We start from the raw sequence: 16,884 nt of genomic DNA, 5'->3' as shown, positions 1-16,884 counted from the left end.
GTCCGAAAACAGCTCTTTAGGCCTTTCAACAAAATAATTAACTAACCATGATTTTGTAAAAATGAAAGACTGAATAGTTTATTTTAAAGGATTTCCATCTTTGTCCAGCGAACCTGATTTAATGATGATCATTTTGTCTAACTGAATGTATTTTTTAATGGCATCGTTAACCTGCTGTAAAGTCACTTTTTCAATATCTTTTGGATATTGGTCGATGTAATTTGGTTCTAAACCTCTTTCTACAAAGCTTAAAATCGTTCTTGCCATTCCGTTTGTAGTGGACATTCCTACTTTAAAACTTCCGATCAAATTGGTTTTCTTATTCTCAAGTTCAGCCGCTGTTATACCGTCTTTTGCCCATTTATCAATCTGAACTTTAGTAGCATCCAGTCCTTTTTGGAACAAAGACGGATTGAAAGAAGCATTTACCAGCCAGTAACCGCCGGTTTGGATATTTCCACCTAAACCAGATGAAATACTATATGTTAAACCGTCATTATCACGAACAGTCTGCATTAAACGACCTGCAAAACCGGCACCTAAAGTATAATTTCCAATGTAAAACGGAAGATAATCTGCATCTGCTCTTTTTAAACCTGTGTATTGCCCGATGTACAATTCGGCACTTGGTTTTTCAGGAATTGTAACTACTTCTGTTTTTGAAGCTGCTTTTACGGCATCTTCAAATTTTAAGGTTTCAGAAACACCGCCATTCCAGCTCTTAAATGATTTTTTCAAAGAAGCATTCAGGTTCGCTCCATCTGTATCTCCCACGATCACCAAATGCATCGATGCAGGACCGAAATATTTTTTATGAAACGCCTTAACCTCATCAAGGGATGCATTTTTTATATTGTTCAGATTATCTTCAACACTTAGGCTGTAATTTGGATTCCCTTTTGGATAAATTGCCTGAGACAACGCAATATCGCCTCTTTCGCCCGGATCATTCAAATTTTGCTGCATGTTTCCTGTAAACTGCTGTTTCAGGTTTTCAAATTCTTTTTGGTCAAATAAAGGATTACGAATTTCTTCTGCCAATAAAGCAACTACCTGATCTAAATCTTTTTTAAGACATTTAAAACCGATATTTATTTTGGTTGTAGAAGCGCTTACATTTAAGTTCACCCCTAATTTTTGAAGTTTTTCAGAGAATTTAAATTTATCATTTAGCGTAGTTCCTTTTGAAAGCATCGAAGCTGTTAAAGACGAAACCATCGGATTTTTAGTTTCATTAATAAAATTTCCTAATGAAATACTGGCTGCAACAGTCACAAAATCTTTTGCAGATGTTTTTACTGAAACCACATCAATTCCGGCTACTTTTTCTCTTTTGAAAGCCGAAGCTGTTTTTTCAATTACACTATTATCTAAAGCAATTTCTGCTGTATTATTGTTTTGTATTGAAATTTCAGAAGAATTTTCTTCATGTGAATGTCCGTCTTCCGGATGTCTGTAGTAAAAAGGACCATTTTCAGGCATGAAATTATTCGCCTGAGCCGCATCCTGATTTTGAGTACCGGATTGTTTAGGAATAAAATATCCTGTTGTACTTTGATCTTCAACCAAATATTTCTGCGCTACACGTAAAACATCAGCAGGTGTTACTTTTTTCAATCGGTCAACTCCTGTTACAAAGTCCGTCCAGTCGCCTGACGCGATAGCTTCGTTTAATTCTGAAGCAATAACACCTGAACCATCACGGGCTAAAATAGTCTGTGCACTAATTTTGGCAACCACTCGGTTTACCTCATCCTGCGTTACACCATCTTTCTGAATTTTGGCTATTACTTCACTTATTTTAGCGTCGATATCTTCATGTTTTGATGTTGTTGGAAAACCAACCCCAATGGTAAAAAGACCAACTTCTTTAAAATTTGTCGCACTCGCATATGCATAGATTCCCATACGGGTATCCACAAAAGTTTTGTTCAAAATTGCTGAAGGCCCTGATCCGATGATTTCGCCTAAAATATTCAAAGCCGGTAAATCTTCATGCAGAGCACCTGGAATTTTATACGCTTTATTTACAACACCTAATTCACCCGGTTTTCTAACCACAATTTTACGGGCGCCATACTGCTCAGGCTCTTCGGTATAAGGCTGTGGAAGTGTATGAGGCGCTTTTGTGATTCCACCGAAATATTTCTCGATTAATTCAAATACATTTTCTTTTTTAAAATCACCGATAATCGTTAAAGTTGCATTATCCGGCCAGTAATAGGTATTGTAGAAATTGCGTAAAACCTCAATTGGCGCTTTTTCAATATCCGATTTCCATCCGATTGTTGAATGATGATACGGATGTGCTATATAAGCTGAAGCCCAGATTTCTTTATCCAGTAAGCTGTTCGGGTCGTTTTCGCCACGTTCAAATTCGTTGCGGACAACGGTCATTTCTGCTTCTTTATCTTCCTTGGTCAATAAAGAATTACGCATTCTGTCGGCTTCAATCTGCAAAGCCAGTCCAATTTTGTCACTTGGAAGCGTTTCAAAATAATTGGTTCTGTCATACCAGGTTGTAGCATTTAACTGAGCTCCTGTATTTTGAAGTACATCTGTAATTGTAGTACCGCTTTTTTTATTAAAAGTTGGCGTACCTTTAAACATTAAATGCTCTAAAAGATGCGTTGATCCTGTGTTTCCCAACACTTCATGTTTCGAGCCAACACGATACACAATTTGCACGGTTGCAACCGGAGAAGCGTTGTCCTGCAGAAGCAAAACATTCATTCCGTTTGGCTGGTACAAATATTCTTCGATTCCGCCTAACGCTTTAATTTTCTTAAAATTATCCGATTTACTCTGTGCAGAAACAATTGTACAGAAAGCCAGTGAGCAATAGCCCAGAAAGATGTATTTTTTCATTTGTTTGATATTTTAGAAAAGAATATAAATGGTCATTTAAACACATAGAAACATGAAAAAAGACCGTATGTTTCTATGTGTTCAGCAGTTTTATGATTTACTGAAAATTTCTTTCAGTTTTGATTGAAGTTCAGCTTCTCTAAGATTTTTAGCTACAATTTTTCCGTCAGGACCAACAAGATAATTCGTTGGTACTAATTTTACACCGTACAAAACAGCAGCTTCATTTTTCCAGCCTTTTAAATCTGAAACGTGAGTCCAGGTTAAACCGTCTTTTGCGATTGCTTTTTCCCAAAGGTTCTTTTTATCATCCAATGAAACGCCTAACACATCAAATCCTTTGTCATGGTAAGTTTTATAAGCCAAAACCACATTTGGATTTTCTTTTCGGCATGGACCGCACCAGCTTGCCCAAAAATCAACTAATACATATTTTCCTTTATAATCAGATAATTTTACCACTTTTCCGTTCACATCGGTTTGAGAAAATTGTGGTGCTGCAACTCCAACGGCCGTTTTATTATTCAATTCAATTCCTTCTTTTATCTTTTTACCAAAATATGATGTTTGGATTTCCGGACTTAAAACAGCAAAATATTCTTTTACCTGCTCCGGAGTTCCGTAAGTCACCAAACGGTCATCCAAGACCAATGCACCTGCAAGCTGATCTTTGTGTGATTTGATAAATTTAAAAGTCAAATCATCTGCTAAAGTCTGCAAATCCTTCCATTTTTTGTCCATCATCGCCTGCTGTTCAGTGGTAAGTTTTGCTTTTCCGTTTTGACTTAAAGAATCTGATAATTTATAAATTGGTCCCGCAACATTCTGGATCTTTTTAAATTCATTTTTGTAATACGAACCATAAATAGAATCCTGCGTTGCTCCCGATAATTTCGCCATATAAACTGAATCCTTATGCGCTGTAAATCCGATAGTTTCGTTAGATAAAACAAAAACTTTTCCGTATTCCTGACCTTTTAGTTTTATACTGTATCGTAAAGGCTCTTCGACTTTTCCTGTAAAGCTAAATTTACCGTCAACGATTTTAACAGAATCCTTAACAATGGTTTGATCACCATCCTGTAATTCTAAATAAACGATTCCGTCTTTTTGTCCCGGAATATTTCCGTTAATTGTAAAGCCTTCCTCTTTTTTTGAACAGGAAGTAATTGCGGTCATCAGCGCTAAAGCTGCCAAACCTGATTTTAAGATTGTATTTTTCATGTTGATATTTTTTTATTTGTTAAAACCAGATTATGATTTCAATAATTCTTTTAATTTTTCTTCCAATGCTGCTCCTCTTAAATTATCGCTGATAATAACACCTTTGCTGTCTACTAAATAAGTTGCCGGAATTGTTTTTACATTAAATGCTTTGCTCACTTTATCGTCATCGTGTAAATTTGGCCATTGCATATTTTCTTGTGCCAATGCTTTCTGCCATGCTTTTTCATCTTTATCGATAGAAATGCTTAAAACTTCAAATCCTTTTTCAGCATAATTGGCGTATGCCGTTTTCAAATTTGGGATTTCTTTTCGGCATGGTGCACACCATGAAGCCCAAAAATCAATTAAAATATATTTTTTTCCTGCAACTATTTCTTTTACGCTAAGTGGTTTCCCGTCTTTATCATTTAGTTTGAAATTGGCCACACTGGTTCCGATTAATGATTTCGGATTTAAATCTTTATCAACTACCTGCCCATAGTAACTTTTTTTGGCAGCCTCTGAAAATTGTTCAAATTCAGGTTTTTGTTCAGGTGTAAAATAGCTGTATTGCATCAGCATAAAAAAAGGTCCCCACCAGGTTTCTTTATGTTTTAAAATAAGATTTTTTGAACTGGAAGCTACTTTGTTAAAAAAAGCTTTTTCTTTGGCTTCAAAAGCTTTCCATTCCGGAGTGTTCCCAATAGAATCCATTGCCTTTTTATTTCCGGCAACTCTTGCTTTACCATAAGCGTCTGAAATCGCTTCAGTACCTTTATGATACTCTTCATAATCTTTCTCTAAATCTTTTCTGAAAGCTGTTTCCTTTTTGTAATAATCGTGTGATTTTGAACCAGAAACCACTTCATTTTTTAAGTTGATTCTTTCATCTTCCTTTTTTGAAACTTCAGCATCAGCGGTTACTTTGATTTTGGCATTTTCAACCAAAACCGGAATATATGCTTTGTTTTTGCCCAGTACAACGTAGAAAAAACGAGGCTCATTTAATTTTCCTGTAAAAGTAAATTTACCTTCTTTAAGTGTTGTTTCTGCAACTGGTAATTCAGAAGAATGGGTTGCTCCCGGAACTAGTTTTACTGCTGTTCCATCTTCAAGGCCTATAATATTTCCTTCAATCGTATAAGAAGTTGCTGCCGGAGTGGCTGCTTTTTTCTTTTGAGCCTGAATGTTCGTAATCATAAACAGACAGATACTCAATCCTAAAATTTTAAATTTAATTGTATTCATTTTTGATTGATATTTTTGATATTTTATAAGAAGCTCCCCTTTCGGAAGACCTACTCAGGAAGCTTTGGGGCCTTTATTATTTTGCTACATTCTGCGTTATTGTTCCGTTACCCGGATTTTTTACAGCTCCTTGTGGGAAAGGCATTGTCCACATATGAGAACTAGATGGTAATGTATAAGTTATTCCGTTTGCCACTTTTGAGAAACTTACCGGATAAACACCTTCGGCATTTAAACGACGTGCATCTGCAAAAGGAATCAACGTATTGGTAAGTTCATTATTTTTTGTTCTGTAAATAGCCTTTAAAGCAGTTGTTTTGTCTGTAGTCGAAATATCCTGATAAGAAACAGGAAGAATACGGGTTTTACGAACTGTATTTAAGACATCTAATGCATCACTGATTTGATTGGCACGTGCCAGACATTCTGCTTTAATTAAATAGATTTCTACAGTTGTCATTCCGCCAAAATTAAAAGCTCCGGATAAGGTTCTTCTATAATAAGTTTCGGCACCAACAGTGTAGGTTTTCCAACGTGACAAGAAACGCGCGTCTCCTGCTTCAAAACGCTGTGCACGTTCTACAGGAATACTGTTTTCTGTTGTTAAACTATTGAAAGCGCCATGACGATAGTTGTAATTTTCTACATAATTATATCCCATTGGAGATGTAAATGTGGTATAATTAGCAGGAGTTTCAATTAATGTTTTATTAGCATTGTAAAACGCAATCCAGTCATACAGTTTATTGTTTTCTGCCAATGCCAAATCTGCATATTTCAAAGCTTCTGTATAATTGTTCATTTGAAGATAAACCCTGGCATAAAAAGCATAACCGGCACCCAAATTTGGATGTAAAACAGTCTGAGAAACTTTTGGAAGGTAAGGCAGAGCTTCCTTAACATCATTTATAATAAAATCGTATAATTCCTGAATAGTTACCTGTTTACTAGGTGCATTAATATTGGCACTAGTAATCAAAGGAACTGATAATTTTGTAGCAGCTGTTGAAGCCACATAAGTATCTGCATAAAAATTAACCAGATTAAAGTAGTTCATGGCACGCAATACTTTTGCCTCTGCCCAGACTATTCTTTTTTGTTCTTCAGTAGCCTCTGTTGTAGAAAGAGCATTTTCAATAATTAAATTGAAAGTCGAAATTCCCTGATAACTTGCATAATAAGTCGTTTCATCTGATACTTTCAATGCAATTCGGTCGGCATTTTGATCCCACATATAATTGGCATTGATTAATCTGTCACTTGATAAAGTAGCAAGCGTTGCATACTGGTCATTCATTAATTGTGAAGCTCCTGCTATATTTACTCTGTGATTGGTATATTCGTCACGAAGAAAAGCTTCATAGTCTGCTAATGTTGTAGGTACTTTAGATCCTTTTGGAGCGTCATCCAGATAGTTTTCGCAGGATGCAAAAGTCAATCCTAAAGCTAAGAAGCACACTACATTTTTATATATATTTTTCATCATTTAGTCTTTATAAATTAGAAATTAACATTTACACCCAAAACAAAACTTGGAGACTGGAAACCGCCTAACATGTATTTAGCATCTCTGCTTTTAGCCCATGTGTAAACATTTTCTGCATTCAGATTGAGACGTACATTTTGTAATTTTACTCTCTGAATAAGATCTTTTGGCAATTGATAACTCAATGAAATGTTGCTTAATCTTACATTTGAAGCGTCCAAGATGTTGATGTCCGCATAGGAATAAATAGAACGGGAATCTGAATTGAAATCTGCTTCGTACTCGTATACGGCTCTTGGAATATCTGTAAATGCTTCGTCACCCGGCTGCATCCAACGGTTTGCAATATTATTATTAACCACTGTAATATCTGTTACGTATCCGCCTGCAGCACCATTGTAATTATTGGTTAACATTGGCAGGAATGTATTTCTTACTTTATGCCCCAATTCATAAATGAAAAGCGCAGAAAGTGAGAAGTTTTTATAACTAGCAGATGTATGGAAAGATCCGCTGTGTGTAGGAACTGTTGAACCAAAATCCTTAATAGCATCAATTTGACCCGGATTATATTTTACTGCAGTTCCTGAAGCATCATAAACCTGAGGAACTCCTGTGTTGCTTAAGCCAGCCCATTTGTAACCATAAATAGAATTAAAACTGGTTCCTACTCTTGGGAAAGCCTGAGGATAATCTAATTGCAAGAAATAAACAGGAGCTTCAACTTTCACGTTATCCACATTATTTTTGTTATACGCATATAAAGCAGTTGCATCCCATGAGAATGAAGGCGTTTTTACGATAGTACCGCTTAAACTAACTTCGATACCTTTATTGGTCATTTCTCCATTATTTGTATTGTAAGTAGAATACCCCCATCCTTCTGTTGGAATTCCCTGGCTGCTTGCTAATAAATCTTCTCCTTTTTTATTGTATAAATCTACAGTTCCGCTTAATCTGTTTTTGAATAATGCAAAGTCTAAACCGATATTCGTAGTGGTTGTTTTTTCCCAGGATAATTCAGGATTTGGTCTCGAACTAACAGTTCCCTGATTTCCTCCAACATTTGAATTAGAATTGTAATACGCTGTTAAATATGGTGCTGAATTTTTAGCAATATTTCCTCCAATACCATAAGAAGCACGAACTTTAAGCGCATCTACCCACGAAACTTTAAAAAATGATTCTTTATTGATATTCCATGCAACACCAGTTGACCACGTTGGTTTATTTTGATATTTATTGTCTGTTCCCCAAAGGTTCGAACGGTCCCAGCGTACACTTCCTGTTGCAGAATACTTTCCGTCATATGTATAACCTCCTGTTCCATATACCGAAACATAACGGTTTATTAATTCTCTTTCTAATGAGAAATCATTTTGCGTCATCGATCCGCCAAACACACTTCCGTACACTTTAAGCAAATCAGCCTGATTTACCGGAGCAAAACCTAAAGTCTGGTCATCATAGCCATAACGGGTGTTATCTGTATACTCTAGTTTTGTATGACGAATTTCCATACCTGCAATGGCAGAAAAATCATGCTTCTCAGCAAAAGTCTGATTGAAATTTAACTGCTGACGGAAATTGTAAGCGTTATTGTATTGATTTGCTTCTTTTATAATGTCTCCATAAGGCAGATTATAAACCGGTTTGTTATTTACAACAGTGACCATACCGTTTACTTTGCTTCTAACATAATAAGATTCTTTTTCAAATAACTGACTTGTACGATCTGCACCATATTCGTACTGGAACATTACGTTGTAATTGAATGCATGACTGATCTTGGCGTTAAATTTAGCAAACGTTCTGTTTAAGAAATTTTTGCTTTTAATCAGGTTTCTTCCAAACTCGTCCATTGGGGTAATGTCCATGTTGTAAAGTCCATAATTTTGTAAAGACTGAAGCGTAAAAGCATTATAACGGGATGCTGCAGTAGAAACAAAATTAGTTCCGTCGTTATTAACCAATTGGTTGTATGGCTGATATTTAAAACCCGGATTATCTGAAGTAGGAGATGGATTATTAGCTTTATAATACTGCGTATCTCCTTTACCGTAGTTAATATAAGTTCCTAAATCCAAAGAAAGCCAGTTGTTAATCTGGGTCGTATTTTTTAAGTTAACACCAACAGATTGATTTTCAGAATATTTATCTTCAAGTTCATTGTTTCTATAGGTCAAAGAGGCATTAAAAGTATTGTTTTCAGTAGCTTTACCTAAGCTAACGTTGTGCTGCATAAAGTACTGGTCACGTTTTGCATATCTGGCAATATCATCAAAGTATTTATAACCTTGCCCAGCTAATGAATTTAAACGGTTATTTGCTTCTGTCTGAGAAATATTTCCGGCATAACCATTTAAAATAGACTGCATTCCTAAACTTGTAAATACAGCATTATTTAATAAAGATTTTGCATAAGTGCTGGCATTAGCTCCTTGTAAATTAGGATTTCCTGCAGCCCAGCCTCTTTCTAAACCAATAATATCGGCAGAATCAGTTAGGTTTCCTGTATAGTTTCTGTAAGGTGTAAAGGTTAAGTTACTTGAAAACGAAATATTTGTTTTCCCTGCTTTTGCCTTTTTAGTTGTAATTACCACAACTCCATTGGCCGCACGTGCTCCGTAAATAGAGGAAGCTGCTGCATCTTTTAAAATAGTAATGGTTTCAATATCTTCTAAATTCAGATTAGGCACATTTTCATCAAGAGCAGAATACGGAGTTAATTTTGTATTCTCAACAGGAAATCCGTCAATAACATATAAGGGAGTTGTTGTTCCTGTCATAGTAGTCGTTCCACGAATTTTTCCGTCCTGATACCCAACAATACGCCCTTCTAATATTTTGTCTAAACTGCTCAATCGCTGTTCCTGGAAATCTTTTGCTTTTAAACTGGAGAACGATCCTGTTGCCTGTTCTGCCGAAATATTTTGATAACCAGTAGTTAATACCACTTCGCCTAATTCAACTGTATCTTCTTTAAGTACAACATTGATTACACTTCTTCCCTCAACTTTTATTTCCTGTCTGATGTATCCTAAGTAAGCAAAAGCCAATGTAGTTTCACCGCCCACTGTAATAATCTGATAGTCACCATTAAAATCAGTCTGAACACCTCTTCCTGATCCATTGTCAGAAATCGCCGCACCTACTAAAGGCATTCCTTTTTCATCTGTTACCCTTCCTTTTACTATAAAATCCTGTACTTCTTTGACAGGTGCAGGTTTATCGACAGGTGCTTTTTTAGGTGTTAAAACAATGTGTGAACCGCTCACTTTAAAATCGGTACCTGAATCTTTAAAAATAGTATTCAGAATAGTTTCTATAGAAGCATTGGTTAAATTAACATCTATTTTACGATCTAAATCTACCGATCTCACATTATATACAAATCGGTAATCACTTGTATATTCAAGTTTTTCAATCGCTTTTCCAACTGTCATGTTGCTGGCGCTGAAAGAAAGTCTTGCCTTTTGAGAATAAGTAACACCCGCCTGCATAACAGACAAAGTGGTTAATAGTAATAATGTCGTCAATTTCATCTTCAAATCAAATTTCAAAAAAGGCTTGTCGAACCTAATTTTGTTCAATAGTTTTTTCATACTTTTAAAATGTTTTTTTAGTGTGATTGGTTAATTACTGATCGCATTCCTATTTCCCGGAAAATGTTGGCGCATTTTCCGGTTTTTTTAAATAACGATCCTTCGGTTTGGATTTTTGTTACATAGGCATTCCTTATTATTTTAGATCTTTTATTATTATTTGTTACAATTGATTTTTGCCATCGACCTTTGATATTGTTATTGATATTGCCATTCTTATTTAATAGTGATTTTATCTCTGTCAATAGTATAATCAATAGCATAACTGTCGCTGAAATATTTCAGTACAACTTCAATTGGCTCATTATCAAAACGGGCATTAAAAATTTCTCTTCCCAGCATTTTATTTCTGTTTATGAAAGTGACATTGTAATGGCGTTCCAGCTTTTTGATAATATCAGCAAACGAATCATTTTTAAATACTAAGCTTCCTTTTACCCAGGCCGTATAATAGTCAGTATTTACCTCATCTATTTTAATCACAGACTGTCCTTTTATATTTGAACCTCTTGAACCCGGTTTTAAATACACCTGATTTTCATTTGTTTTCTGATTTTTATAAAGCGAAACTTTTCCTTCAGCCAATACAACATTGGTACTATTATTATCGATATACGAATCCACATTAAATCGGGTTCCCAAAACCTCAACATTAACCTCCTGAGCATTTACCGTAAACGGATGTGCCTTGTCTTTGGCAACTTCAAAATACGCTTCACCAGTCAATTGTACCTTTCTTCCCTGATTTTTTAAAAACTGCACCGGATATGTCAATGAAGTTCCGGCATTCAGATGCACAATGGTTCCGTCTGATAATTGTACTTCGAACTTTTTACCATACGGAATCTTAATTGAATTGTAAACTAACTTACCTTCAGCATATACTTTGTTGTACACCAGCCTGTTTTTTTCCTGCCTTCCAATTATGTTCCCATCTTTATCGGTTAGATTTCTGGTATCAGCTGTATCAATTTCTTCTTCAGAATTGTTATCTAATTTTAAAACAATTTCATCCTGTCTCGGAATCACAACATTTTGTTTCTCTTTCGATACATCTGAATTTTTATAAAAATAAAATCCGCCCAAAGCGACAACCAAAATCGCCGCATATTTATAATAAGAAGAAAATCTTCTTTTATAAAAAACATTATTTTCTTTCTGAATCCTTTCTGATAACTGCTTTCTTATTTCAGCAGAATCGAATGTATTCATAGTGCTATCAATGGCGTAATTTGTTTTTACAAATTCCCTAAACTCAATTTGGTTTCCTTCCTCCTTTAACCACTCCGTCAGCATTTCAATTTCATCCTGACTTGCCTGATTGGTGATGAATTTTACCATTAATCGTTCTGACTTTTTTACTGTCATTTTTTCTTTTTTTAATATTATTACGAAGCCAAAAAGCAAAACCCTAACAATTTGATAAAGTTTTTTCGATTTTGGTGATTTTTTTATTTTTCACAAGTGTTTTCCTTCAATAAAACTATATTAATTTGATAGAAGTAAAGTGGTAAAAGTTTTATCTTTGCATTTTTATCACTTTTTTATTTGTAATAAAATTCAAATAGAAAACAGAAAAGTGAGGCTTTTTTACGAAATGCACCTCAAAATCTAAACCTGAAAAATTATAAATTAATATATTTGTTACTATGAAAACCGATGATTATAACGAAAACGATATACTAATTGAATCTCTGAGAAACGGAGACGAAAGGGCTTATACTTTTCTAATTGACACCTATCATCATAAACTTTGTATTTACGCTAACAGTCTGGCAAAAAATATTTACAGTGCCGAAGACATCGTTCAAAATGTATTTATAAAAGTCTGGGAACAGCGAACACGATTAAAATCAGACCATTCCATCAAAAGTTTTCTTTATAAATTGGTTTATAATGAATTCATTGATTTATACAGAAAAAACCAATCTTTGTTTTCTCTTGAAAAAACATATTACGACGCTTTAAATTCAGTTGTTCTTGAAGATGACTCCGAATCTTTTCAGCGTGTCTTAAAGGTAGTAAATAAAGAGATAGAAAGTTTGCCTCCTAAATGCAGGGAAGTTTTTATTTTGAGCAAAAAAGAAGGACTTACCAATATTGAAATTGCTGAACATCTTGATGTTTCAATCAAAACGGTTGAAGCGCAGATTACAAAAGCATTTTCTATTCTGCGATCTTCACTGGAAGAAAAGGTGAAAACAGTTTTACTACTGCTGTTCGGAAAAAAGAAAAAACTACGGTTAAATTAAAATCGAATATATTTTAACGCAATTAGTTTTTAATGATGATTTTTCGTAGTTCGAGTAATTTTCGATAGAAAATTGTATCGAGAACAGAAAAATTATCATTAAAAACGGTTCTCGATACATTTTTTGTTCCGTTTCTCTGCACAAAAAGCATTCGAACTGACGTTTTGAATAATTACAGCTCTTTTATTGAAAAAGTAATTTAATCGTTTTTCTTGTTTCGAGTAAAAAATTTCATATCTATACTTTTTCTTAAAACAAATCACCTCATTTTAGTACCCAAAATTTAGAAATTCCTGCTTATCTTTAATCTCAGAAAATTTTAAATTGTCCTAAAAATCGAGATATGAGTACTCCCAATGCCATTAGAAAAGTCGCTATTGTAGGTTATAACCGAATTCCGTTTGCAAAAGCCAATACTGCCTATGCCGAAGTTGGAAATCAGCAAATGATGGCCGCAGCCTTAAACGGACTTATTGATAAATATAATTTAAGCGGGCAGCTATTAGGCGAAGTAGTTGGCGGTGCAGTTATCAAACATACTTATGACAGTAATTTGATGAGGGAATGTGTCATGAAAACAGCTCTCGATCCTGCTACTCCGGCCTGTGATTTACAGCAAGCCTGCGACACCGGAATAGAAAGTGCTATCTATATTGCCAATAAAATTGCTCTGGGGCAAATTGAATCCGGTATTGCCGGAGGTGTTGATTCTATCAGTGATATGCCGATTGCCGTGAGCGAAAAACTAAGGAAAATTTTACTGAACGCCAGAAAAGCGAAATCATTAGGCGAAAAAATCAAATTATTTTTAAAACTCCGTCCAAAAGATTTAACGCCATTGGTTCCCCGAAATGAAGAATCCCAAACCGGACTTTCGATGGGCGGACATACAGAAATTACGGCAAAACATTATAAAATATCAAGAGAAGATCAGGATAATCTGGCTCTTAAAAGTCATTTGAATATGGCAAAAGCTTATGACGAAGGCTTTTATGATGATATGATTACTCCGTTTAACGGACTTGAAAAAGACAATAATCTGAGAAAAGACAGCACTATTGAAAAATTAGCCAAATTAAATCCTGCCTTTGATAAGGCAAACGGAACATTAACGGCAGGAAACTCAACCCCTCTTACAGACGGAGCTTCCTGTATTCTTTTAGCCAGCGAAGAATGGGCAAAAAAACACAACCTTCCGATTCTGGCCTACATTACTTTTGCAGAAGTCGCTGCAATTGAATATGTTAAAAACCAGCAAAACCTTTTATTAGCTCCTTTATTTGCTGCCAGCAGAATGCTTGAAAAAGCCGGACTGACTTTACAGGATTTTGACTATTATGAAATTCACGAAGCTTTTGCAGCACAGGTTTTAGCAACCCTGAAAATTTGGGAAAGCCCTGAACTCAGCAAAGAAATAGGTTTGAAAAAAGCATTAGGATCAATTGACCGGGAAAAACTAAATGTAAAAGGGAGCAGTCTTGCAGCAGCACATCCGTTTGCAGCAACCGGAGGCCGAATTATAGGTGTTATGGCAAAACTATTAAACGAAAAAGGATCCGGAAGAGGATTTATTTCAATTTGTGCGGCAGGCGGACAAGGAATTACAATGATTATTGAAAAATAAAAAATGCTTCAAAAGCAAAATCCCAGCTATTTTTAGACTGGGATTTTTTTGTGTAATTAAAACGAAAATTCTTCAACAGCTGTCAAAGCTTTTGGCAACGCACTTTCTGCAAAATCAGGAATTGACGTTCCTTCTACACGGAAAGTTGTTACATCTGTCATTCCTAAAAAAGCTAAAACAGCGCGTAAATACGGCTCTGCAAAATCATAACTTTTGTATGGTCCTTCAGAAAATATAGCCCCTGAAGCTACAGACAAATACACTTTTTTATCGGTTACCAGTCCTTTTGGATGTCCGTCTGCATAACTAAAAGTGACTCCCGCTCTTGAAATCTGATCTACCCAGCCTTTTAAAACCGCCGGAATTCCAAAATTGTAAAGAGGAACGCCTATTACAATTATATCAGCATCCATCAATTTTTGTACAGCATCATTAGAATTTTTAATGGCTATTTTTTGCTCTAATGTCTGCAGTTCAACCGGTGTAAAAAATGCCCCAATTTGTGATTCATCCAGGTAAGGCAAAGGTGTTTTTGAAAGATCCAGTGTCTCAACTTCGATTTCCGGGTAGGCGATTGTCAGTTTTTCAATAACTGCGTTAGATAATTTATTGCTAAAGGAAGCATCTCCCTTAATACTTGTGACGATATTCAGAATTCTTTTACCCATACTATTTTTATTTTGTTTACTACACAAACTTATTTACATTTACTATCTCTTTTATAGTACTATCCTCAAGGATAGCGCTATCGTCGAAGATAGTAACGTAAGCAATATCAAAATGACAAGCGAAAACACAAATACATGCGAAGATAGCGCCTGCTCAAAAGAATCCTGTTTAAGTGCCTTATTACCTGTAAGGGATGCTCTGGAAGTGCTGAACGGAAGATGGAAATTGCCAATACTGATTGCTTTGTCTGATCGTCCCAAACGATTTAAAGAAATCTCAAGAGATCTGGATGGAATTACCGATAAAATGCTGTCGAAAGAACTCAAAGATCTGGAAATAAATAAACTGGTTATAAGAACAGTTTATGATACTTTTCCACCAACTGTTGAATACCGCAGAACATTGCACAGTCAATCTTTGGGAAATGTCATAATGGCCTTAAAAGACTGGGGAACTTTACACCGGAAAGAAATCATTGGAAAATAGTTTGTTAGATTAAGCTTTTAAAAAGATAAAATTATTTGCTTTTATTTTAAAATAAGATCTCTATATTTGCAACCTAGTTGCGTTATTTACTGCTAAGATTTCCAAATCGAGAATGAATAAAAAGAAATTTTTACTAATTAATCTTTTCATGTCTTTAATGGTGTTGTTCGCAATGCTTTTTCAGACTATTCATTCTTATGAGCATATTTACACGCAAATCCATGAGAAACATTGCGACCACAAATACACTCCCAATCAAAAGCAGATTACGCATAGTCATGCTGTAGATACTAATTGTCCTGTTTGTCATTTTGCATTCAGCACTTTTATTTCAGAGATATTTCATACTTTTTCATTTCATAAATTAAACGTTGTTACTTCGGCTGTTTTCTTTTACAGCAAAGCAACCTCAACGTTTTTCAAAGGCAGTCTCTTTGCTTTAAGAGCACCACCTGCCCTATTTTAGTTTACCGGATCTTACTATTTAAATGTTGAAAATCATTCTTTTTGTTTTGGACAAGAGGAAATGTCTGTTATTTCAATTTATTTGATGAAATCTATTTTGGCGAATAGATTCCATCAGCAAATTTGATCAATCTCTTTATTTTCAAGTTTAAATAAAAGTTCCACCAATACTCTTTCTCTCACATTTAATAAAATAGCTCTGGACGTTCCTATGGAACGACCTGAAACAGCTATATCTATTAAAAAAATAATAATTTCCAAATCTATACATTATGCTCACAGCAGTAAACCTGACTAAAAAATACGGTGACCAAATTGCTTTAAACGCTTTGAATTTAACCATCAACAAAGGAGAAATTTTTGCGCTTTTAGGACAAAACGGTGCCGGAAAAACAACTACCATAAACTTGTTTCTCGGATTTATAAAACCTACCGAAGGCGAAATTAAAATAAATGATATTTCGGTTGTTACCGATGCTGATACAACTAAAAAAGATGTGGCATACATTCCGGAAACAGTCATGTTATATCCAAATCTAACAGGTCTGGAAAACCTGAAATTCTTCTCTTCCCTTGCCGGATTCAAATATTCAAACGGAGAACTGACTTATTTTTTAACCAAAGCGGGTTTACAGATTACAGCCCACGATCAAAATCTGGGTGGTTACTCAAAAGGAATGCGCCAAAAAGTAGGCATCGCCATTGCCATTGCTAAAAAAGCAAAAGTACTCTTACTGGACGAGCCTACAAGTGGTCTGGATCCTAAAGCTTCAAATGAGTTTTCACAGATTTTAAAAGAACTTTCGGCAGACGGAACAGCTATTTTAATGGCAACACACGATATTTTCAGAGCAAGGGAAGTCGCAACACACATTGGCATTATGAAACAGGGAAATCTGGTAACCGTTATCGAAGCCGAAAAAATCTCTGCCAATGAATTAGAAAATCTGTATTTACAAACTGTTTAAAAGGAAA

The 16,884-nt window shown here is 35.1% G+C and carries 12 protein-coding genes; 5 read left to right on the top strand and 7 right to left on the bottom strand.

Annotation, left to right across the window (positions count from 1 at the left end):
* Positions 1–78: 78 nt before the first annotated feature.
* The 6 genes from DMB68_RS22165 to DMB68_RS22140 form a co-directional block, all read right to left on the bottom strand.
* Complete coding sequence (locus DMB68_RS22165; RefSeq protein ID WP_110348811.1) at positions 79–2,868, bottom strand: M16 family metallopeptidase; 2,790 nt, start codon at positions 2,866–2,868, stop codon at positions 79–81.
* Between the two features lie 90 nt (positions 2,869–2,958).
* Entirely contained in the window at positions 2,959–4,092 is a 1,134-nt protein-coding gene (locus DMB68_RS22160) for a TlpA disulfide reductase family protein (protein WP_110348810.1), read from the bottom strand.
* Between the two features lie 30 nt (positions 4,093–4,122).
* Positions 4,123–5,322, bottom strand: coding sequence for a TlpA disulfide reductase family protein (locus DMB68_RS22155; RefSeq protein ID WP_110348809.1), 1,200 nt, complete (start codon positions 5,320–5,322; stop codon positions 4,123–4,125).
* 76 nt (positions 5,323–5,398) lie between these two features.
* Positions 5,399–6,805, bottom strand: a complete 1,407-nt coding sequence (locus DMB68_RS22150; protein WP_110348808.1) for a RagB/SusD family nutrient uptake outer membrane protein — start codon at positions 6,803–6,805, stop codon at positions 5,399–5,401.
* 17 nt (positions 6,806–6,822) lie between these two features.
* On the bottom strand, positions 6,823–10,413 hold the full coding sequence (locus DMB68_RS22145; protein WP_110348807.1) for a SusC/RagA family TonB-linked outer membrane protein: 3,591 nt from the start codon (positions 10,411–10,413) through the stop codon (positions 6,823–6,825).
* A 216-nt stretch (positions 10,414–10,629) separates the two neighbouring features.
* Complete coding sequence (locus tag DMB68_RS22140) at positions 10,630–11,781, bottom strand: FecR family protein (protein WP_110348806.1); 1,152 nt, start codon at positions 11,779–11,781, stop codon at positions 10,630–10,632.
* Between the two features lie 281 nt (positions 11,782–12,062).
* Here DMB68_RS22140 and DMB68_RS22135 point away from each other — a divergent pair, with 281 nt between their 5' ends.
* Complete coding sequence (locus tag DMB68_RS22135; RefSeq protein WP_110348805.1) at positions 12,063–12,665, top strand: RNA polymerase sigma factor; 603 nt, start codon at positions 12,063–12,065, stop codon at positions 12,663–12,665.
* A gap of 343 nt (positions 12,666–13,008) precedes the next feature.
* Positions 13,009–14,289 (top strand): acetyl-CoA C-acetyltransferase, encoded by a 1,281-nt coding sequence (locus tag DMB68_RS22130; RefSeq protein ID WP_110348804.1) that lies wholly within the window; start codon positions 13,009–13,011, stop codon positions 14,287–14,289.
* Positions 14,290–14,345: 56 nt separating this feature from the next.
* Here the strand turns inward: DMB68_RS22130 and DMB68_RS22125 are convergent, their stop codons facing one another.
* Complete coding sequence (locus tag DMB68_RS22125) at positions 14,346–14,957, bottom strand: FMN-dependent NADH-azoreductase (RefSeq protein ID WP_110348803.1); 612 nt, start codon at positions 14,955–14,957, stop codon at positions 14,346–14,348.
* Positions 14,958–15,069: 112 nt separating this feature from the next.
* Between DMB68_RS22125 and DMB68_RS22120 the strand changes: the two genes are divergently transcribed.
* The 3 genes from DMB68_RS22120 (at position 15,070) to DMB68_RS22110 (ending at position 16,877) form a co-directional block, all read left to right on the top strand.
* Entirely contained in the window at positions 15,070–15,444 is a 375-nt protein-coding gene (locus DMB68_RS22120) for a winged helix-turn-helix transcriptional regulator (protein ID WP_110348802.1), read from the top strand.
* Between the two features lie 112 nt (positions 15,445–15,556).
* Positions 15,557–15,910 carry a hypothetical protein gene (locus DMB68_RS22115; protein ID WP_231131721.1) on the top strand — a complete coding sequence of 118 codons (354 nt, stop codon included), beginning with the start codon at positions 15,557–15,559 and terminating at the stop codon, positions 15,908–15,910.
* Positions 15,911–16,181: 271 nt separating this feature from the next.
* Positions 16,182–16,877 (top strand): ABC transporter ATP-binding protein, encoded by a 696-nt coding sequence (locus DMB68_RS22110; protein WP_110348801.1) that lies wholly within the window; start codon positions 16,182–16,184, stop codon positions 16,875–16,877.
* The last annotated feature ends 7 nt before the right edge of the window (positions 16,878–16,884 follow it).

The sequence above is a fragment of the Flavobacterium hydrophilum genome, assembly GCF_003202405.1.
Lineage (GTDB): Bacteria > Bacteroidota > Bacteroidia > Flavobacteriales > Flavobacteriaceae > Flavobacterium > Flavobacterium hydrophilum.
This window is presented reverse-complemented; position numbering and strand designations above follow the sequence as displayed.

Coding starts and splice junctions, on each gene's coding strand:
- DMB68_RS22165 (WP_110348811.1), bottom strand. CDS start 2,868: ATGAAAAAATACATCTTTCTGGGCTATTGCTCACTGGCTTTCTGTACA.
- DMB68_RS22160 (WP_110348810.1), bottom strand. CDS start 4,092: ATGAAAAATACAATCTTAAAATCAGGTTTGGCAGCTTTAGCGCTGATG.
- DMB68_RS22155 (WP_110348809.1), bottom strand. CDS start 5,322: ATGAATACAATTAAATTTAAAATTTTAGGATTGAGTATCTGTCTGTTT.
- DMB68_RS22150 (WP_110348808.1), bottom strand. CDS start 6,805: ATGAAAAATATATATAAAAATGTAGTGTGCTTCTTAGCTTTAGGATTG.
- DMB68_RS22145 (WP_110348807.1), bottom strand. CDS start 10,413: ATGAAAAAACTATTGAACAAAATTAGGTTCGACAAGCCTTTTTTGAAA.
- DMB68_RS22140 (WP_110348806.1), bottom strand. CDS start 11,781: ATGACAGTAAAAAAGTCAGAACGATTAATGGTAAAATTCATCACCAAT.
- DMB68_RS22135 (WP_110348805.1), top strand. CDS start 12,063: ATGAAAACCGATGATTATAACGAAAACGATATACTAATTGAATCTCTG.
- DMB68_RS22130 (WP_110348804.1), top strand. CDS start 13,009: ATGAGTACTCCCAATGCCATTAGAAAAGTCGCTATTGTAGGTTATAAC.
- DMB68_RS22125 (WP_110348803.1), bottom strand. CDS start 14,957: ATGGGTAAAAGAATTCTGAATATCGTCACAAGTATTAAGGGAGATGCT.
- DMB68_RS22120 (WP_110348802.1), top strand. CDS start 15,070: ATGACAAGCGAAAACACAAATACATGCGAAGATAGCGCCTGCTCAAAA.
- DMB68_RS22115 (WP_231131721.1), top strand. CDS start 15,557: ATGAATAAAAAGAAATTTTTACTAATTAATCTTTTCATGTCTTTAATG.
- DMB68_RS22110 (WP_110348801.1), top strand. CDS start 16,182: ATGCTCACAGCAGTAAACCTGACTAAAAAATACGGTGACCAAATTGCT.